The sequence below is a fragment of the Anaerococcus sp. AH8042_DFU013_CI05 genome, from assembly GCF_047936775.1.
Taxonomy (GTDB): domain Bacteria; phylum Bacillota; class Clostridia; order Tissierellales; family Peptoniphilaceae; genus Anaerococcus.
This window is the reverse complement of the sequence record NZ_CP175954.1, coordinates 767,494-787,280: the sequence shown is the minus strand read 5'-3', so window position 1 is coordinate 787,280 and position 19,787 is coordinate 767,494. Positions and strand designations below refer to the sequence as shown.

At 32.3% G+C, this 19,787-nt stretch carries 20 protein-coding genes and 1 tRNA gene; 17 read left to right on the top strand and 4 right to left on the bottom strand.

Annotated features, from left to right (window positions below; genetic code table 11):
- Nucleotides 1–51: 51 nt before the first annotated feature.
- Nucleotides 52–1,476, bottom strand: coding sequence for an aldehyde dehydrogenase family protein (locus ACKRLN_RS04155; RefSeq protein ID WP_416335340.1), 1,425 nt, complete (start codon nt 1,474–1,476; stop codon nt 52–54).
- A gap of 127 nt (nt 1,477–1,603) precedes the next feature.
- Between ACKRLN_RS04155 and glmM the strand changes: the two genes are divergently transcribed.
- The 10 genes from glmM to ACKRLN_RS04105 all read left to right on the top strand — a co-directional run bounded on the left by glmM (nt 1,604) and on the right by ACKRLN_RS04105 (nt 7,366).
- Nucleotides 1,604–2,956 (top strand): phosphoglucosamine mutase, encoded by a 1,353-nt coding sequence (gene glmM, locus ACKRLN_RS04150; RefSeq protein WP_296141116.1) that lies wholly within the window; start codon nt 1,604–1,606, stop codon nt 2,954–2,956.
- Complete coding sequence (locus ACKRLN_RS04145) at nt 2,949–3,266, top strand: aspartate 1-decarboxylase (aspartate alpha-decarboxylase) (RefSeq protein ID WP_296141118.1); 318 nt, start codon at nt 2,949–2,951, stop codon at nt 3,264–3,266. Before glmM ends, ACKRLN_RS04145 begins: the two co-directional genes overlap by 8 nt.
- Nucleotides 3,267–3,341: 75 nt before the next feature.
- Entirely contained in the window at nt 3,342–3,491 is a 150-nt protein-coding gene (gene rpmG, locus ACKRLN_RS04140; RefSeq protein ID WP_203127412.1) for a 50S ribosomal protein L33, read from the top strand.
- A 9-nt stretch (nt 3,492–3,500) separates the two neighbouring features.
- Complete coding sequence (secE, locus tag ACKRLN_RS04135; protein ID WP_203127413.1) at nt 3,501–3,692, top strand: preprotein translocase subunit SecE; 192 nt, start codon at nt 3,501–3,503, stop codon at nt 3,690–3,692.
- Nucleotides 3,693–3,699: 7 nt separating this feature from the next.
- Nucleotides 3,700–4,302, top strand: coding sequence for a transcription termination/antitermination protein NusG (nusG, locus tag ACKRLN_RS04130; protein ID WP_203127414.1), 603 nt, complete (start codon nt 3,700–3,702; stop codon nt 4,300–4,302).
- Between the two features lie 60 nt (nt 4,303–4,362).
- Nucleotides 4,363–4,791, top strand: a complete 429-nt coding sequence (rplK, locus tag ACKRLN_RS04125) for a 50S ribosomal protein L11 (RefSeq protein WP_203127415.1) — start codon at nt 4,363–4,365, stop codon at nt 4,789–4,791.
- Nucleotides 4,792–4,829: 38 nt separating this feature from the next.
- On the top strand, nt 4,830–5,540 hold the full coding sequence (gene rplA / locus ACKRLN_RS04120; RefSeq protein ID WP_416335339.1) for a 50S ribosomal protein L1: 711 nt from the start codon (nt 4,830–4,832) through the stop codon (nt 5,538–5,540).
- A 201-nt stretch (nt 5,541–5,741) separates the two neighbouring features.
- On the top strand, nt 5,742–6,398 hold the full coding sequence (rplJ, locus tag ACKRLN_RS04115; protein ID WP_203127417.1) for a 50S ribosomal protein L10: 657 nt from the start codon (nt 5,742–5,744) through the stop codon (nt 6,396–6,398).
- A 22-nt stretch (nt 6,399–6,420) separates the two neighbouring features.
- Entirely contained in the window at nt 6,421–6,807 is a 387-nt protein-coding gene (gene rplL, locus ACKRLN_RS04110; RefSeq protein ID WP_203127418.1) for a 50S ribosomal protein L7/L12, read from the top strand.
- A gap of 115 nt (nt 6,808–6,922) precedes the next feature.
- Nucleotides 6,923–7,366, top strand: coding sequence for a Fur family transcriptional regulator (locus tag ACKRLN_RS04105; protein ID WP_416335338.1), 444 nt, complete (start codon nt 6,923–6,925; stop codon nt 7,364–7,366).
- 26 nt (nt 7,367–7,392) lie between these two features.
- Here the strand turns inward: ACKRLN_RS04105 and ACKRLN_RS04100 are convergent, their stop codons facing one another.
- Entirely contained in the window at nt 7,393–8,316 is a 924-nt protein-coding gene (locus ACKRLN_RS04100; RefSeq protein WP_416335337.1) for a neutral zinc metallopeptidase, read from the bottom strand.
- Between the two features lie 164 nt (nt 8,317–8,480).
- Here ACKRLN_RS04100 and ACKRLN_RS04095 point away from each other — a divergent pair, with 164 nt between their 5' ends.
- The gene (locus ACKRLN_RS04095; protein ID WP_416335336.1) at nt 8,481–10,835 is read left to right on the top strand and encodes a glycoside hydrolase family 3 N-terminal domain-containing protein; all 2,355 of its coding nucleotides are present in this window, start codon (nt 8,481–8,483) and stop codon (nt 10,833–10,835) included.
- Nucleotides 10,836–10,879: 44 nt separating this feature from the next.
- On the opposite strand, the gene ACKRLN_RS04090 is transcribed toward ACKRLN_RS04095, so the two are convergent.
- Nucleotides 10,880–10,955 (bottom strand) — tRNA-Thr (locus ACKRLN_RS04090).
- A 124-nt stretch (nt 10,956–11,079) separates the two neighbouring features.
- Here ACKRLN_RS04090 and tuf point away from each other — a divergent pair.
- The 3 genes from tuf (at nt 11,080) to ACKRLN_RS04075 (ending at nt 15,087) form a co-directional block, all read left to right on the top strand.
- On the top strand, nt 11,080–12,276 hold the full coding sequence (tuf, locus tag ACKRLN_RS04085) for an elongation factor Tu (RefSeq protein ID WP_416334984.1): 1,197 nt from the start codon (nt 11,080–11,082) through the stop codon (nt 12,274–12,276).
- A gap of 64 nt (nt 12,277–12,340) precedes the next feature.
- A complete protein-coding gene (locus ACKRLN_RS04080; RefSeq protein WP_416335335.1) occupies nt 12,341–13,633 on the top strand; it encodes a putative glycoside hydrolase in 1,293 nt (430 codons plus the stop codon).
- Between the two features lie 107 nt (nt 13,634–13,740).
- Nucleotides 13,741–15,087, top strand: coding sequence for a DUF438 domain-containing protein (locus ACKRLN_RS04075; protein WP_416335334.1), 1,347 nt, complete (start codon nt 13,741–13,743; stop codon nt 15,085–15,087).
- 70 nt (nt 15,088–15,157) lie between these two features.
- Here the strand turns inward: ACKRLN_RS04075 and ACKRLN_RS04070 are convergent, their stop codons facing one another.
- The gene (locus tag ACKRLN_RS04070; RefSeq protein WP_308669843.1) at nt 15,158–16,012 is read right to left on the bottom strand and encodes an AraC family transcriptional regulator; all 855 of its coding nucleotides are present in this window, start codon (nt 16,010–16,012) and stop codon (nt 15,158–15,160) included.
- A gap of 222 nt (nt 16,013–16,234) precedes the next feature.
- On the opposite strand from ACKRLN_RS04070, the gene ACKRLN_RS04065 reads away from it, so the two are divergent.
- The 3 genes from ACKRLN_RS04065 to ACKRLN_RS04055 are packed head-to-tail and all read left to right on the top strand — an operon-like array spanning nt 16,235 to nt 19,744.
- Complete coding sequence (locus ACKRLN_RS04065) at nt 16,235–16,924, top strand: DeoR/GlpR family DNA-binding transcription regulator (protein WP_416335333.1); 690 nt, start codon at nt 16,235–16,237, stop codon at nt 16,922–16,924.
- Nucleotides 16,924–17,829 (top strand): 1-phosphofructokinase, encoded by a 906-nt coding sequence (pfkB, locus tag ACKRLN_RS04060; protein WP_416335332.1) that lies wholly within the window; start codon nt 16,924–16,926, stop codon nt 17,827–17,829. The genes ACKRLN_RS04065 and pfkB overlap by 1 nt, the downstream gene beginning before the upstream one ends.
- Nucleotides 17,819–19,744, top strand: a complete 1,926-nt coding sequence (locus ACKRLN_RS04055) for a fructose-specific PTS transporter subunit EIIC (RefSeq protein ID WP_416335331.1) — start codon at nt 17,819–17,821, stop codon at nt 19,742–19,744. Before pfkB ends, ACKRLN_RS04055 begins: the two co-directional genes overlap by 11 nt.
- The last annotated feature ends 43 nt before the right edge of the window (nt 19,745–19,787 follow it).

The following is a 19,787-nucleotide window of genomic DNA, read 5'->3' as shown; positions in this document are numbered from 1 at the left end:
CATTATAGTATATTTTTGCACAAAAAAAGAAGAGCCTAGGCTCTTCAAAATTTATTTTGTATATATTGATTTTAATTCATAATATTCAAGTAATCCGTATAATCCACCCTCACGTCCAATACCTGATTGTTTATAGCCTCCAAATGGCAAGTTTGGTCCTTTTGTAGATGTATTTACATAACATTCGCCAGCATAGATTTGTTTTGCGATTTCTAGTGCTTTATCATTTTCACCGAATACTGCTGAGGATAAACCGTAGTCAACTGAGTTTGCAACTTCTATAGCTTCCTCAACATCTTTTACTTTTATGATAGATAAAACAGGGCCAAAGATTTCTTCGTCGTGGATTTTCATACCAGGTTTTACATTTGTGAATATGGCCGGTTTTACGTAGTAACCTGTGCCATTTTTATTAGGCACTTCTCCACGGATTAATTCCGCTCCTTCTTCAATGCCTTTTTCAATATAACCTTTTACTCTTTCAAATTGCTTTTTACTAGATAGTGGACCTACCACTGTATTTTCATTTGTTGGATCTCCCGCAGGGAAGTTTTCATATTGTTTTAGAAATTCTTCTAATACTTCATCATATATATCCTCTGTGACAACTGCACGAGATAGGCAAGAGCAAGTTTGCCCAATGTTTTTATAAACTGTACCTAAAACTTGTTCAACCGCTTCTTTGACATTTGCACCTTTTACAAATACTGCCGGTGATTTCCCACCAAGTTCTAAAACTACTTTTGTCGCAGTATCCATACCAGCTTTTGCTGATGCAGCTCCTCCGGCCAACGAACCAGTATAAGAAATCATAGCAACTTTTGGATGTTTGTTTAGTATATCTCCGACTTCTGATCCTTGTCCAGTAACTAGATTAAATACTCCTTTTGGGAAACCAACTTCATTAATACCTTTTGTTAGTAAATAAGCAGAAAGTGGTGTAATAGTTGCAGGTTTTTGTACAACTGTACATCCAGATAATAGAGCTGGGATTACTTTTTGGATTATTTGACCCAATGGATAATTCCATGGGGTAATAGATGCAACAACTCCGATTGGTTCTCGCACTAAGATACCACCTTCCATTGGAGTTTCTAAATCAATATTTTCTACTTGTTCAATAAATACATTTGTACGATCTACTTGTCTTCCAACTTGAGAACCATGGCCAACATGAATTGGGATACCGAGTTCAAGCAAGATTAGCTTATCAAAATCATCTTGGTGTGCATCTATCCATTGATTTAATTTTTTTACTAAGTCAACCCTTTCGCTAAGGGGAGTTTTTGACCAAGTTTTAAATGCTTCGTAAGCTGCATCAACAGCTTTATTTATATCTTCTTCATTTGCACTAGGGATTTTAGCAAAAATTTCTTCTGTTGCTGGATTTTCGACATCGATAAATTCTCCGCTAGTGCTGTCTATATATTCACCGTTTATATAAAGTTTTTCATTGTTTAAGTTTTCTAAATTCATAAAATCACCTCAAATAAATTTTACCCAATAGAAATTTTAATAACCATTAGTTTTTTTAAGTTAACTCAAAGTGTATAATAAAAATATAAAAAACAGATATACATATTAAAAAGTATGAGGAGGTTTTATGAAATATTTCGGAACCGATGGTTTTAGAGGAGAAGCAAATAAGGGACTAAATGTCTACCATGCTTTTAAAATAGGAAGATTTTTGGGTGATTATTTTAATAAAAAAAATGGATATTCGGGAAAAATTGTAATTGGTAAGGATACTAGAAGATCATCATATATGTTTGAAGACGCACTGTCAGCAGGTATTACATCTTCTGGATCAAATGCCCACTTACTTCACGTAACACCAACTCCATCTGTATCTTATATAGTAAGAAGTGAAGACTTTGATTGTGGAGTTATGATTACTGCAAGCCACAATCCTTACTATGACAATGGTATAAAACTTATAAATTCAAATGGGGAAAAAATGAATGATGAGTTTTTAGAAAAACTTGAAGCATACATTGACAGTGATATTGCCGATATAGATCTTGCAGTAGGAGAAAATATTGGACGTACAGTTGACTTTATAGGTGGAAGAAATAGATACATTGCATTTTTAATCCAAACAGTGGATAAATCCTTTGAGGGTATAAAGGTTGGTCTTGATTGTGCAAATGGTGCAAGCTTTACAATTGCAAAACCAGTTTATGATGCACTAGGCGCTGATACTTATGTAATGAATGATAAGCCAAATGGATTTAATATAAATGTTGATGCAGGCTCCACTCATATAGAACACCTTCAAAAATTTGTGGTAGAAAATAAATTAGATATAGGTTTTGCTTTTGATGGAGATGCTGACAGATGTATAGCAGTAGATAGCGAAGGTAATGTGGTAGATGGTGATTCTATAATTTATGTATGCGCTAAACACATGAAGGATGAAGGAAAACTTCCATCAAATACTGTTGTTACTACAGTAATGAGCAATATTGGTCTTTACAAAGCCTTAGATAATTTAGGCATTGAATATGTAAAAACAAATGTAGGTGACAAATATGTTCATCAAGCAATGGAAGAAAATGATTATGAAATCGGTGGAGAACAATCAGGCCACGTTATATTTAGAAAATATGCAAATACTGGAGATGGAATATTAACTTCACTTAGGGTTATGGAGGCAATGATTGATCAAAAATGTGATTTAAAATCTCTAACCCGTGATCTAACAATATTCCCACAAACTTTAGTAAATGTTAAGGTTAAAGATAAAGAAGCTACTTTAAATAACGAAAAAGTAAATCAAAAGGTAGAAGAAATTACCCAAAGACTTGCTGATAGCGGTAGAGTTTTAGTCCGCGCTAGTGGTACAGAGCCACTTATAAGAGTTATGGTAGAAGCTGAAAGTGATGATCTTGCTTCAAAAGTAGCAAATGAAATAGTTGATGTTATTAATGAAGAGGGTTTAAGCTTAGATGCGTGATTTTAAAACAGGCAGACTAATAGATCCAAAAGAACGCGTACTTATTGTAAAAGATAAAGTTTACTCTAATGATAGTTTTATAATTTTTAATACATCAAAACTAGAAGACTATCCACCTGAGGTTTACTATGACAGGGAGGATATATATCTTGGAAAAATGTTTGATGAAGATGTATATGTTTTACCAGATATTGAAGAAATATTATTAGGATATCAAGACCAGTGTTTCTCAAATCATGACCTAGAAGATTTAAGGAAATTTTTGGTAAATAAAAGAATAACTTTTTTCGAAAAATTAGAGCAAAATTAGGTTGACAAAGTCTTTTATGGATGGTATTATTAACACTTGTAGGAATTATCCGTATATTAAATAGGAGGTGTTTTAATGGCAGATAAAGTAAAATTAGAATGTACTGAATGCAAAAACAGAAACTATGATACTACAAAAAATAAAAAAACTCATCAAGAAAGAATTGAGTTAAATAAGTATTGCCCATTCTGTAAAAAACATACATTGCATAGAGAAACAAAATAGGAGCAAAATATGGCAAAAAAAGAAGAAGGTTTTTTCGCCTCTGTTGGGAGAGAAAGAAAAAAAATTCAATGGCCAAGTAAAGAAAATACTATTGAATATACATTATTAGTATTAGCAATCAGTATTATTACAGGCCTTGTAATTTGGTTCTTAGATAAAGTTGTATTTAGCAACCTATTGAATTTCTTAATCAATTTGTAGGTGACCAATGACAGATTCTTTTGACAGAAACGAACCTTTAGAAGATCAAGCCGAAGCTGTAGATGATACAGTAGAAGAAACCAGCGAAGCTTCTGAAAAAGCAAAATGGTATGTAGTTCATACCTACACAGGTTATGAAAACAGAGTTTGCGATAAAATTCGATCAATGATTGATAACGAGCAAAACCCAGACATAATCGATGTTACAGTGCCAACAGAAGAATACGTAGAAGTAAAAAACGATCAGAAAAAAGTAAAAACTAGAAAACTTTTCCCAGGCTATGTTATGGTAAAGATGAATGTAACCAACAAATCATGGTACATCATCAGAAACACCCAAGGGGTAACCGGTTTTGTGGGACCAGATAGAAAACCTGTACCACTTACACCAGCTGAAGTCAGAAAATTTGGTGTAAAAGAGAAAAAACCAATCCTAGATATAAATGTAGCTGTGGGAGATGATATCAATATTATTGCAGGTCCATTTAAGGATTTTGTAGGAAAAGTAACAGAAGTAGATCAAGAAAAACAATCTATAAAAGCATTTGTAGATATATTTGGGCGTGATACTTCAATAGACTTAGAATTTACAGATATCGAAACTATTTAGTTTTAAAACTGCTAGAAAGTGGGAGGGTAATCCCCCGATATAACCACAAGGAGGTAAATTATGGCAGATAAAGAAGTACAAGCAGTAGTTAAATTACAAGTACCAGCAGGAGCAGCATCACCAGCACCACCAGTAGGTACAGCACTAGGTCCACACGGAATTAATATTATGGACTTTGTACAAGCATTTAATTCACAAACAGCAGATCAAGCTGGAATGATTATACCGGTAGAGCTAACAGTATTTACGGATAGAAGCTTTACATTTATAACAAAAACGCCACCAGCACCAGTATTAATCAAAAAAGCTATCAACCTAAATAAAGGATCAGGTGAGCCAAACAAAAATAAAGTTGGAACAATCAAAAGAAGCCAACTAGAAGAAATAGCTCAAACAAAAATGAAAGACCTAAACGCAGCAAGCTTAGAAGCTGCAGTTAGCATGATAGCAGGAACAGCAAGATCTATGGGAGTTACTGTAGAAGATTAGTGGGAGAGGAAACTCGACTGACCACAAGGAGGAATTAAATGGCAAAAAGAGGAAAAAAATATTTAGAATCTAAAAATTCATATAACTCAACACAAGAATATGAATTAAACGACGCATTAGAAATAGTAGAAGAATCAGCTAAAGCAAACTTTGATGAAACAGTAGAACTTCACCTAAAACTTGGTGTTGATAGCCGTCACGCTGATCAACAAGTTAGAGGTACTATAGTTCTTCCACACGGAACAGGTAAAGAACAAAAAATACTTGCTTTCGTTAAAGAAGATCGTATCCAAGAAGCATTAGATGCAGGTGCAGATTTTGCAGGTGGAGATGAATTAGCAGAAAGAATTCAAAACGAAAACTGGTTAGACTTTGATGTTGTTATAGCAACACCAGATATGATGGCTACAGTTGGTAAAATTGGTAGAATCCTTGGCCCACAAGGTTTAATGCCAAACCCAAAAACTGGAACAGTTACAATGGATGTAAAACAAGCTATCGAAGAAATCAAAGCAGGTAAAGTAGAATACAGAACAGATAAAGCAAACTTAATCCACGTTCCAACTGGAAAAATTTCATTTGGACAAGAAAAACTTGCTGAAAATATCCGCGCTCTACTTACAGCAGTAGTAAAAGCAAAACCAGCATCTTCAAAAGGTAGATATATCAGATCAGTTACTGTAACAAGTACTATGGGACCTGGTGTAAAACTTTCTCCACAAAGAGTAATGGATTTAGTTGAAAAATAATTTGCAAAAATAAAAATATATGATATAATATCATAGTCAAATAAACAGGCTACCAAAGACTACGCAGACAGTAATGTTTAATAATTGCGTATAGGTGGGATAAATGAAACTTACATCCCCACCGATGTAAGCATATTAAATATGCTTACTTTAAGTGGGGGTTTTTTAATACCTACCAAAAAGCCTTTAGGAGGTGAAAAAGTGAGCGAAAAAGCTATAGCAGCTAAACAAGAAGTTGTTAATGAAATTAAAGAAAAAATCGAAAATTCTAAATCTGTAACTCTTGTTGGATTCGACAGAATGGATGTACAAGAAATCACTGACTTACGTACAAAATTTAGAGAAGGTAACTCAGAATATAAAGTTTACAAAAACACAATGATGAGATTTGCTTTTGAAGAACTTGGATACAGTGATTTAACAGGTGAACTTAAAGGAGCTAATGCTTTAATCTTCTCAAACGAAGATTCAGTATCAGGACCAAAAGTTGCTGTTGATTACAGAAAAGAAAGCGATGAAGCAAAAGAAAAACTTCTTATTAAAGCAGGTCTAGTTGATGGATTGATTCAAACTAGCGAACAAATGACTTCAATTGCATCATTACCAAGCAAAGATGTTCTTTACTCAATGCTTGCAAATGTATTATTATCACCAATCAGCACTCTTGCTGGAGACCTTAATAATACAGTTGCTAAAATTGCTCTTGCTCTTGATGCAGTACGTGTTAAAAGAGAAGAAAATGGTGAAGTAGCAGAAGAAGTTAGTGAACCAACAACAGAAGTAGAAGAAACAGAAGCTACTGCTGAAGCAGTAGAAGCAGAAAATACAGAAGAAAACGCAGAAAGCGACGCTGAATAATAAAAATAAAAGGAGAATTAAAATGGCAAGCGAAAAAGTAACACAATTATTAGAAGATATTAAAAATCTTACAGTACTAGAACTATCTGACCTAGTACACGCAATCGAAGAAGAATTTGACGTAACAGCACAAGCAGCAGTAGTTGCAGCAGCTCCAGGAGCAGCAGCAGCTGGTGGAGAAGCAGCAGCAGAAGAAAAATCAGAATTTGATGTAGTTCTTAAATCAGCTGGACAAGCTAAAATCAACGTAATCAAAGTTGTTAAAGATGCAGCTGGTCTAGGTCTTAAAGAAGCTAAAGCATTAGTTGATGGTGCACCTGCAACAGTAGCAGAAAAACTATCAAAAGACGATGCAGAAGCTTTAAAATCTCAGTTAGAAGAAGCTGGTGCAGAAGTAGAACTTGCATAGTTTTAAACAAATACTATAAAAAAAGCTCACACTTTTGTGAGCTTTTTTTAGTATATAATTATAAATATTGATAAAATCAATTTGTAATGTATACTAAATAAAAGAAAGGGCTGCTATGGATAGTAAAATACGTGAGATTCAAAATCTCAATAATGAAAATAGAATAAATGATCTTAAAGAATTATTAGAAGAAAAAGGTATAAGACTTTCTCACCAAAGATTGCTTATCCTAAATTATTTAGCTTTAAATCATACGCATCCTACAGCAGAAAAAATCTATAAGGACCTTAAAGAAGTAGATCCAGTCATATCACAAGCAACTGTATATAATACTCTAAATCTACTTGCAGAGAAGAAAATAATTAAAGAGCTTGATTTTAATATGAACAGTAAAAGATATGAATTTAGGAAAAGATTTCATGGACATTTTATCTGTGAAAAATGTGGTAGTATAAGTGATTTTGAAGTAATCGACCATAATTTACCTGATGAACTAACTAATTATGACATTCGGTCCGAAGAAATAGTTTATAGGGGACTATGTCATAATTGCAAATAAGAAAAGACCTCGTATGAGGTCTTTTCTTATTGGATTCTATCAAAAAATACCATGGAATGTTCAATATCGTGATTTTGATATCCTAGATCAAAAGCTTCTTTTCTTTGTGCAGATGATCCGTGAGTAAAGGTATCCACATTTACATTTCTACCAGACATTTCTTGAATTTTGTCATCACCGATTGCTGCAGCTGCATTCATTGCTTCATCTATATCACCAGGTTCTAAGTATCCTTTTTCTTGCACATAATAAGCAAATAATCCGCCAAAATAGTCGGCTTGTAGCTCTTGGGCTACAGAGTATTTGTTGTATTCCTTGGTAGATAAAGTCTGTCTTAGTTTATTAGTTTGTTCTAATATACCAAGCTGATTTTGTACATGGTGGCCAACTTCGTGAGCTAGAACATATGCTAGAGCGAAGTCTCCTTCAGCTCCAAATTGATTGACCAATTGATTATAAAAATCTGCATCTATATAGATACTTTCATCAAGAGGGCAGTAGAAAGGACCCATGTTTGACTGAGCAACTCCGCAAGCTGAACGAGTTGATCCAGTAAAGGGTACCATTGTAGGTTCTGTATATGTTGCATTCATTTCTTCAAATTTTGCATTCCATACATCTTCTGTGTCAGCTAAAACTACTGATAAAAAGTCCTCGAGTCTTTCACGACCATTGCTTTGTGAATTAGTTCTTGGCTCTATCTGAGTTTGTTGTTGGTATTGATCAGGCTCATTTCTTGTTTGCTCTTCTCCTAAGTTTGATCCTATTCCAAAAAGACCTCTCATTAATGCCATTAGAATAAAGAAGAAAATGATTCCGCCTAGTCCGCCACGTCCTCTACCCATTGGTAAAAAAACCGGACCACGTGAACCTCCTCCACCAAATCCACCTCTATTCATACTAGGACCTCGTCTTACATTTGAGCTCCTACGTCTATCTTCCCATTTCATAATATATGCCTCCATAAATTTTGCTATATTAATTATTACCCAATTTTATTTAAAAATATGTATATTTAATTATAAAGTTAATAGATATTAAATAAAGAAAATGTTTTCTTGACTATAAGTTTACAAAATTTTATACTTATTATAATACAAGGGAGGATAAATGTATGAACAAAAATTTTAGGTATGGAATTTCTCTAATGCTTGCCCTAGGTATCTCATTAGCACAAGGTCCAATAGCTATGGCATCAGAAGTTACCAATGAAAATATTATTGAGTATGATGCATCTGATCTAGATGATATTTTTACTGACGAAAAAAGTGAAAATATTGAAGATCAATTAGAAGTAGAAGAGGATATTGTAGAAACTGAAGATTACAAATCCGAAAATTTAAGTCAAGATAAACCAGTAGAAAAGGTAGAATCTAGCGAAGAAACTAACAAAGTAAAAGATAAAAAAATAGAAGAAAAAATTTCTAAAATGACCTTAGATGAAAAGATTGGTCAAATGTTAATGCTAGAGTTTAGAAACTGGGAAGATGAGAATGGAGAACTTAAGGAAGTTACCGAGCTTAATGACGATATTAAAAATGCAATAGTAAAGTATAAAGTAGGTGGGGTTATACTATTTGCTGAAAACGTTCGCGATACTGAACAAACTACAAAACTTACTCATAATATTCAACAAGCAGCCATAGATAATGGTCTTGATCCTTTATTAATTTCTATTGACCAAGAAGGTGGTATTGTCGTAAGACTTGGTACAGGTACATCTTTACCTGGAAATATGGCACTAGGTGCTACACGAGATAAAGAATTAGCCTATCAATACGGAAAAATAATTGCTGATGAGATAAAATCGTTGGGGATTAACGTAAATCTTGCTCCTGTAATGGATACAAATAATAATCCAAATAATCCAGTAATTGGACTTCGTTCTATTTCTTCAGATCCAAATATAGTAGGAGAACTAGGATCAGAAGTAGTAAAAGGAATACAAGACCAAGGTGTATCTGCGGCTATTAAACACTTTCCTGGTCATGGGGATACTGCTACTGACAGCCATTTAGGATTGCCTGTAGTTGATAAATCCTATGAGGATGTAGAAAAATTAGAATTAGTTCCATTTAAAAAAGCTGCAAATGATGGAGTAGATATGATTATGACAGCTCATATATCATATCCTCAATTAGAAAAAGATACAGCAATTTCGAAAAAAGATGGAACGAAAATCGGAATTCCAGCCACTTTATCAGATGATATTATAACTGGCATTATCAGAGATAAAATGCACTATGATGGAATAGTTATTACTGATGCTATGAAAATGCAAGCTATTGCAGATCATTTTGGCGAGGAAGATGCCGTTGTTATGGCAATTAAAGCTGGTGTTGATATTCCATTGATGCCTGCTCTTTTAGAAAAAAATGAAGATTTAAATAAATTAGATACGATTATAGGTAGAATTAAAAATGAAGTAGACCTAGGAAATATTTCTGAAAATCAAATAGATAATTCAGTTTATAGAATACTAAAACTAAAAGAAAAAAGAGGAATTCTAGATCTAAATCAATACAAAGTTCCATTAGAAGAAAAAATTGCAAATGCATTAAATGTAGTCGGTAATAAAGAGCATTTTGAAAAGCAAAGAGAAATTACCGATAGAGCGATAACAGTTACAAAAAACAATAATGACTTTTTACCATTATATCCAAAAGCCAAAGAAAAAGTATTAATATATACTCCATATGAAAATGAGATAGCTGGATTTAAATATGGTTATGAGAAACTTCAAAGTGAAGGGGTTATTGATAAAGATGCAATCCTAGATGTATTTAGCTTCGAAAACTTCAAGGACGATCCAAGTAAAGCTGAAGAAATATTAAAACAATATGCAAAAGATTATGATTATATAATTGGTGTAAGTGAAATAGGTAGAGCAGGTCAACTTAGCAAAGATGATTGGTTAGCAAAAATACCGGATATGCTTACAACATTTGCAAAAGAAAATGATAAAAAATCTGCTATTATTAGTATTGGAAAACCATATGATTTAGATAGATATAAAAACTCGGATGCCCATGTTTTAGCATATGGATCAAAAGGAATGGATCCAACTGAAAAAGGCAAGGATCCGGTTAAGACATTTGGACCAAATATTCCATTCTCACTAGATGTTGTTTTTGGTAAAATAGCTGCAACAGGAAAATTACCAGTTGATGTTCCTGGACTAACTGATGAATATGAATATACAAATGATATAGCCTATAAAATTGGTTATGGTTTAGAAACAAAGATTAAAAATACTGATAAAGAGACAACAGAAAATATAAAAACTGATAAAAACGAATTTCAAGAAGTAAGCAAAAAAGAAAAACAAGCTAAAAAAATAAGTACATCAAAAAATACACATAAAATAAACAATCCAAGCACAGGAGTAAGTGGCATAGAATCAGTTATGGCAATACTTCTTACAGCTTCCGGAGGATTAATTTTAAGTAGAAAAAATAAGAGAGCATAACAGCTCTCTTTTTTAAATGCTAAATTTAAAAATAAGCAAAAAAATGGAGCCACTTCCCGGGATCGAACCGAGGACCTCATCCTTACCATGGATGCGCTCTACCTACTGAGCTAAAGTGGCATCATTTATATAGTATACACCTAAAAACAAAAATAATCAATACATAAATTTAATATTGTGAAATATAGAATTTTGATTTAAGTTATGGTAAAATAGGACTAAATGATTACATTTGGAGGATATAATGAGTAAACAACAATTCGAAAGAAGCAAACCACATATTAATATCGGAACAATCGGTCACGTAGACCACGGTAAAACAACAACAACAGCAGCGATAACACAAGCTCTAAACAAAAAATACGGAACAGGTGAATTCATCGACTACGAAAATATCGATAAAGCACCAGAAGAAAGAGAACGTGGAATCACAATCAACACATCAGTAGTAGAATACGAAACAGCAAACAGACACTACGCACACATCGACGCTCCAGGCCACGCTGACTACGTTAAAAACATGATCACAGGAGCAGCACAAATGGACGGAGCAATCATCGTAGTAAGTGCAGCAGACGGTCCAATGCCACAAACAAGAGAACACATCCTACTAGCACGCCAAGTAGGAATACCAAAAATCGCAGTATTCCTAAACAAAGAAGACCAAGTAGACGATCCAGAACTACTAGAATTAGTAGAAATGGAAGTAAGAGACCTACTAACAGAATACGAATACGACGGAGACGACGCACCAGTAGTAGTAGGATCAGCATTAAAATCACTACAAGAAGGTGGCGAAGGCGAATGGTCAGACAAAATCCTAAAACTAATGGAAGAAGTAGACGGATACTTTGACATCCCAGAAAGAGACAATGACCAACCATTCCTAATGCCAGTAGAAGACGTAATGACAATCTCAGGCCGTGGAACAGTAGCAACAGGAAGAGTAGAAAAAGGAACACTAAAAGTAGGCGATACAGTAGAAATCGTAGGACTAACAGAAAAAACTTCTGAAGCAGTAGTAACAGGAGTAGAAATGTTCCACAAATCCCTAGAACAAGCAGAATCAGGAGATAACGTAGGAATCCTACTAAGAGGAGTACAAAGAGACGAAATCTCAAGAGGCCAAGTACTAGCAAAACCAGGAAGCGTACAACCACACACAGAATTCGAAGGTCAAGTATACGTACTAACAAAAGAAGAAGGAGGACGTCACACACCATTCTTCAGTGGATACAGACCACAATTCTTCTTTAGAACAACAGACGTAACAGGAGACATCGAACTAGAAGAAGGCGTAGAAATGGTAATGCCAGGAGACAACGCAACATTCAAAATCAAACTACAAAAACCAATCGCCCTAGAAGAAGGACTAAGATTTGCAGTTCGTGAAGGTGGTAGAACAGTAGCTTCAGGAGTTGTAACAAAAATAACTAAATAGTTTATTATAAATTTATAAAGGAGCGGGCATGCTTGCTCGCCCTTTTTATTTTTTAGGAGAGTGTATGAACATAAAAAGAAAATTATCTTATCTTTTTTTATCATTAATGTTAGTTCTAACTTCCTGCACAAATACTAATCAAAAAGAAGTTCCCGAGGTAGATGATAAAACAATAGATCAAGCTGCTGATGAAATTCTAAAAGATAATGGATTAATAAATGATGCAATTGATAAACCAATCGGTAAGCCATATGAAGTTGGAGTTACACCAGATGACTACAATATGGATTATGATACATCGAGACTATTATCATTAGATGAGAAAAAAACAAAATTTTATCCAAAAGATGGAGTGAAAGGCTTATACTTCAATACTTATAGTGTAAATACTCCAGAAACTTATAATAAAATTATGGATTTACTAGAAAGCACTGATTTAAATGCCGTAGTAATAGATATTAAAGATGACTGGGGCAATGTAACTATGAATTTTGATACTGATGATGAAAATATCAAGTATTCAAAAATAGATATAGTAGACCCAAAAGCGTTAATAGAAGACTTTCATAGCAAAGGAATATATGTTATAGGTAGGATTACCACATTTAAAGATAGTATTATAACTGAAAAAAATCCTGAATGGGGTTTTACCCTAGATGATGGAACTTTATGGAAAAATGCACACGAAGAAGCATTTATGAATCCATTTTTAAAAGAAGTTCAAGACTATGATATAAATATTGCTAAGCTAGCAGCTCAAGCAGGATTTGATGAAATCCAATTTGACTATGTTAGATTTGCTGAAGGATTTGAAACATTCGGTGATACTTTAGATTACTCAAGAGGTGAGTATGAAGATAATACCGAATTGGATGAAGGTGAAAAAAGAGTCGCAGCTATAACTGGATTTGTTAAAAGAGCACGTGAAGAACTTCAATCATACAATGTACCAATGTCAATAGATGTTTTTGGTTATGCACTTCAAGTAAGAAGAGCAGAGGGTATAGGACAAGACTTTGATGAAATGTCAAATCAAACAGATGTTATTTCTTCAATGATATATCCATCACACTGGGGAAGTTGGTCATTTGATATAGAAAAACCAGACCTAGAACCTTACGAATTAGTAAAGAGATATTTAGATGAAGAAAAAGAAGTTTTAAGTCAACTTGATCATCCACCAGTATCACGACCTTGGATCCAAGATTTTACAGCATCATGGATTGGTGAAGGAAATTGGATGGAATATGATGGAGAAGCTGTACAAGCTCAAATAGATGCAATTTATGATCAAGGTCTTAATGAATATTTAATTTGGAATGCAAATAGTGAATACTCATCAGGTGTAGATTATTAACAAAAACTGTAGTAAATTTTACTACAGTTTTATTTTTTTATGGTTTTGTAACAAATGTTACTGATAATGATACTCCTTATATATTAATATAATGGTGGAGGGAAAATATGAAAATTGATATTAATGAAAATATTGCAAAGCTAATACAATCAAACGAAGATTTAAAAAATGATTTGATAAATATCGGGTTTATCGGTTTAGATAATCCGTTAATGATAAAAAATATGGCAAATAAAATGTCAATAAAACGTGGTGCGAAATTACTTGGAATAGATAGCATAAATACAAAACTTGAAAACTTGGGTTATGAAATTATAGATTTATCCTTGGATAGTGAAGTGATTGAAAGACAAAATTTAATTAAGTCCTATATAAAAAGGTTATCAGATGGAGAAGATATTGAAATTGTCAGAAAGGAATTTAAGGAAAATTTTGATGAAGTTTCGTCTTCAGAAATTATGGATGCAGAAGAAGCATTACTTAATGATGGTATGGATAAAAATGAAGTAAGAAAACTTTGTGATGTCCACTCAGTACTTTTTCATGGAATGACAGAAAATGAAAATACAACAAAAACCTATAATAATAAAGTTTTAAGCTATTTTAGTAATGAAAACAACTTGATAAAAAATGCTTTATTAGAAGAAAAGTCCTCAACATCAGATGAAATTTTAAAAGAAAACAAAGAATTACAAAAAAGATTAGGCAGTCATTATAGAAAAAAAGGTGATTTGATTTATCCGCTATTAAAGTCAAAATATAATAAACCTGGTCCATCAGAGGTGATGTGGTCAGTAGATTATGAAATATTACGAAATTTCAAGAAAGCTTTTAAAAATAATGATAAAGACTTGTTAGAAGATACTATTGCAAGAGCAGAAGAAATGACTTATAAAGAGGAAAATATTTTATTTCCATTATTGGAAGAAAAGTTATCTGATGAAGATTATAAAAATATATATAATGACTTAGCAGAATATGATCCAGATATAAATATCCAAGTTTCTGATAACTTTAATGAATCTTTGAAAAAATCAGATGATGATACAGATAATTATATATATTTCTCAAAAGGTCGCTTAAGAGTTGATCAACTTGAAGCAATGCTAGATACTATGAATATTGAAATAACATTTGTTGATGAAAAAGATATTAATTCATATTACAATAACCATAATGGATATAAAGTTTTTAAAAGACCAAAATCATCTTTAGGAAGAGAAGTTTATTCTTGCCATCCACCACAAGCTGAACGAAAGGTAAGAAAGATTATTGGAGATTTAAAATCTGGAGCTCGTGATAAAGTAGTTGTTATAAGAAATATTGCAGGAAGCGATTATACAGTAACTTACTATGGAGTTTGGGATAAGAATGGTAATTATAAGGGGATACTAGAAACTGTTCAGAATATGGATTTTTATAAAGATTATTTGAAAAAATGGAATAAGCTATAATATAATTAAAACTCGTGTCATTATACAAAATATTTATTTAAAATGACACGAGTTTATTTTTTATATTAGTTTATAATCTATGTTTTTTTCTAAATTGAGAAGGTGTTTGACCAACTTTTTTCTTAAAAACTTGATTAAAATAAGATTGAGAATTGAATCCAACTATTGAAGATATTTCTTCCATGGAGTGGTTTGTAGATATAAGTAGGTTCTTAGAAATTTCAATTCTTTTAAGTATCAGATATTCTATTGGTGTAACTCTATATGATTGTTTAAATTCTGAAATTAAGTGAAATTTATTCATATAAGCCATAGCCGAAAGTTGTTCAAGCTTAATATCCTCAGCATAATTACTATCAATGTAATTTTTAATATAATCAACTTGTCTGTTAACTTTTCTATCATGCTTTACAGTAATTTGATTTTCAAATTTTCTTAGAAGTTCTACGATAAATATTGCCGCCTTAGAATTGGCCATTGCTTTTGAGAAAATTTGATCACTATGAAATTCATCATAGATTTCATCAAAATAAGATGCATCAATTTTATCTTCTTCAATATTTGCAGAAAAGAAATTTATTGGCTCAATATTACTTTTCATTCTGTTCACTTTTGAAAAAGAAAGTGACTCTACACCAAATCCAAGAATTTCACACTCACCACAAGAACCATCTATATAAATAGTATGGCCAATATTTGAATTTATAACTATTATATCTTTTTGGTGGATACTTATTGTTTCATTTTCAATTGAAAGTTTACCAAAACCTTTATTAACGAAATAAAAATAAGTAAAAGGGTGAAATTGAATTCTTGAAGAATAATTTCTAGTATAATTGTTTCTTTGAGCATCTAATACTTTGATATCAACATTAGAAATGTCATTTTCATGCTCTATGTCTCTAAAGTTAGTATTTTCCATCATATCCTTTTTTCCTTTTATTTCATCCTTTATTACTTTATATAACCATTATAATATAATAAAATAAATTTTTAAAGTAATTTTAAGGAAATTAATTATTTGCAATTTTTTATTAATTAAATTATACATATTGATAACTTTCAAAATTTTTTTAAAAATTCACTTTTTATTTTGTTTGTGACTGGTTTTGATTGAATATGAGTGTTTCTGAAGTATATTAATCTTATGATACTTGAAGAGAGATTAAATCTTATTAGAGATATTCTAAAAAAAGAAGGAACTGTTTCAAATTCTACTATTTTAAAAAAGTTAGATGTTAGTGAATCTACTCTCAGACGTGACCTTGATTATCTACAGGATAAGGGAGAAATTCGAAGAGTTCATGGGGGTGCTACATTAAATAAGCTATTAGATGAAACGAATTTTAAATTCAATGAAACTACTAATCTTGATGCAAAAAAAAGTATTGGGAAAAAAGCTAGTTTATTAATTGAAGAAGGATCGTATATATTTTTGGATGCAGGAACAACTACTCATAGTTTAATAGACTATCTAGCAGATAAAAAAAACGTTACAGTTGTGACAAATGGATTGATGCATCTAGAAAAACTTAGTAGCTTTTCTATTCCTACTATTATATTAGGTGGAAAAATGAAAGCAGCTACTTTTATTAGCTATGGTGAAGAAACTATAAGTGAAATAAATAACTTAAATTTTGACATTGCTTTTATAGGTGCTAATGGTGTGGATGATAAAAATTACACTACAGCTGATATAAATGAAGCTTTAATAAAAAAAGCAGCTATTAATAACGCAAGTAAACCTTATATCTTAGCTGACTCGTCAAAAATAGGGAAAAAATATTTTGCAAACATCTGCTCAGTTACTCAAGCTGAACTTATAAAGGAGGATTAATGATCTATACATTAACATTAAATCCATCTATTGATTACATTATGAAACTTGATGAATACAAAGATGGAGCTACTAACAGATCTTTTGAGGATAATAAATTCCCTGGTGGTAAAGGAATAATGGTTGCTAAACTTTTAAAAAATTTAGGTGAAGACCCTGTTAATTTAGGTTTTGTGGGCGGATTTACTGGAGATTTTATAATTCAGTCACTTAATGATCTAAATATAAAAGAAGGATTTACAAAAATCGATGGTCAATCCCGCATAAATGTAAAACTTAAATACGACGTAGAAACAGAGATAAATGCTGGTGGACCAGTAATTAATAAAAATGAAGTTGATAATTTTTTAGAAAAGATATCTAAATTAAATGAAGATGATACTTTAATAATATCAGGATCAATACCTAAATCATTGGGAAAAGATTTTTATAAAGAAGTTTTAGATACAAAGAATTTAGAGTTCACAATCGATATTGCTGGAAAAGAACTCCTAGATTATTTATCTTATAAACCTTTATTAGTAAAGCCGAATATCGATGAGTTAGAAGAAATATTTCAAACTAATATTGATGAAACTAATATATTAAAATATGCAAAAGAATTACAAGAACTAGGTGCAAGAAATGTTATTATTTCTTTAGGAAAAGATGGATCTATTTTTGTAAGCGATGAAATAATACTAAAAGCAATTCCGATTGAAGGGAATTTAATTAATTCAGTAGGTGCTGGAGATAGTATGGTTGCTGGATTTGTATATGGAATTAAAAATGGCCTTTCAAAAACAGAGGCCTATAGGTTAGCAGTGGCATGTGGAACAGCTACAGCTTTTAGTGAAGATATTGCAAGCAAAGAGTTAATATATGAAATTTTAGAAAAAGTTGAGGTAAAAGATTATGGAAATTAAAGATTTACTTAAAAAAGAATTGATGATTCTTGACTTAAAAGCAAATAACAAAATGGATGCAATAGAAGAAATAGCACAAAAATTTTATGACCATGGATTTGTCAATTCAAAAGAAGAATTTTCTGAAGGATTAAAGGCTAGGGAAGAGCAAGGCTCAACTGCTTTAGGTGATGGAGTAGCCATTCCTCACTCTAAAAATAAAACAGTAAAAGAACCAGCGGTACTTTTTGCTAGGAAAAAAGATGGCCTAGATTATGAAGCGCTAGATGGTGAAGATACATTTGTATTTTTTGCAATAGCAGCTCCAGATGGAGAAAATAACCTTCATGTCGAAACTCTTGCAGAATTATCAAAAATGATAATGAAGGCAGGATTTGTTGATGATTTAAAAAATGCCAATACTCCGGATGAAGTATATGGGGTGATTGATAAATATTCTGAGAATAAAAAAGAAGAAAAAGTTGTGGAAAATACTTATACTTCAAATACTCCTAGCAATAATGATTCTGCAGGTGAAAATATATCTAAGGATTTTATAGTGGCTGTTACAGCTTGTCCAAATGGGATTGCCCACACTTATATGGCTCAAGAAGGACTAGAAGAAGCTGCTAGAAAAGCTGGAGTTGATATAAAAGTTGAAACAAATGGATCAGATGGTATAAAAAATAGATTAACTGAAGAAGACATAAAAAGAGCAAAAGCAGTAATCATTACAGCTGATAAGAAAGTAGAAACAGCTAGATTTGATGGAAAAAAAGTTATACAAAGACCTGTTTCTGATGGTATCAGAAAAGCAGATGAGCTTATAGACCGTGCTATAAAAGGAAATGCTAATATCTTCCATAGTGAGAATAAAGCAAATGAAAGCTATGAGAAAAGCGCAGATGACTCTCAAAATCTATGGCAAAGGGTATACGGAGATGTAATGAATGGTATTAGCCATATGCTACCTTTTGTAATAGGTGGGGGTATCCTACTGGCTATTTCTTTCTTATTTGAAAGATTTATGGGTGATAGTTCTTCGTCATTTATATTCTTAAATGGTCTAGGTTCTGATGCTATGAGTTTCCTAATTCCAATCCTTGCTGGATATATAGCAATGTCAATTGGAGATAGACCAGCATTAATGCCTGGTATGGTAGCAGGACTTATGGCAAGCCGAGGTGCTGGATTTATAGGTGGATTGATTGGTGGTTTTGTAGCTGGATATATAATCAACTTTATCAAAAAAATCACTAGAAATTTACCAAAATCAGTTGAAGGTCTTAAACCTATGCTGATATACCCAGTTTTAGGTTTACTACTTACTGGAATTGTAATGTACTTTATAATTGATCCTATATTTACAGGTATAAATACAGCTATAAATAATTGGCTATTAAATATGAGTGGATCAAATAGAGTTTTATTAGGGGCGTTATTAGGTGCCATGATGGCAATAGATATGGGAGGTCCAATCAATAAAGCAGCTTATGCATTTGCTATTGGAGTATTTACTGATACAGGCATTGGTTCATATATGGCTGCAGTAATGGTTGGAGGTATGGTACCACCAATTGCTATAGCACTAGCATGTTCATTATTTAAAAATAAGTTTACAGAAAAAGAAAAAGAGACTAAGATTACTAATTTTATCCTAGGACTAAGTTTTATAACAGAAGGAGCAATTCCTTTTGCAGCTAGTGAACCACAAAGTGTTATCCCATCTGTAGCGATAGGATCAGCTATAGCAGGTGCTTTAGTCGGAGCATTTAATGTGCAATCACCTGCTCCACATGGTGGGGTATTTGTACTGCCAGCTATGGGTAGCTTGAACCAAGCCTTATTTTTCCTACTAGCAGTCGCAGTTGGATCAATAGTCAGTGCTCTAATACTAGGAAAGCTAAAGAAAAGACCAGAAGAAAAATTAGTATAATTATATTAAAAGAGATTTTACAAAGACAAATTGTAAAATCTTT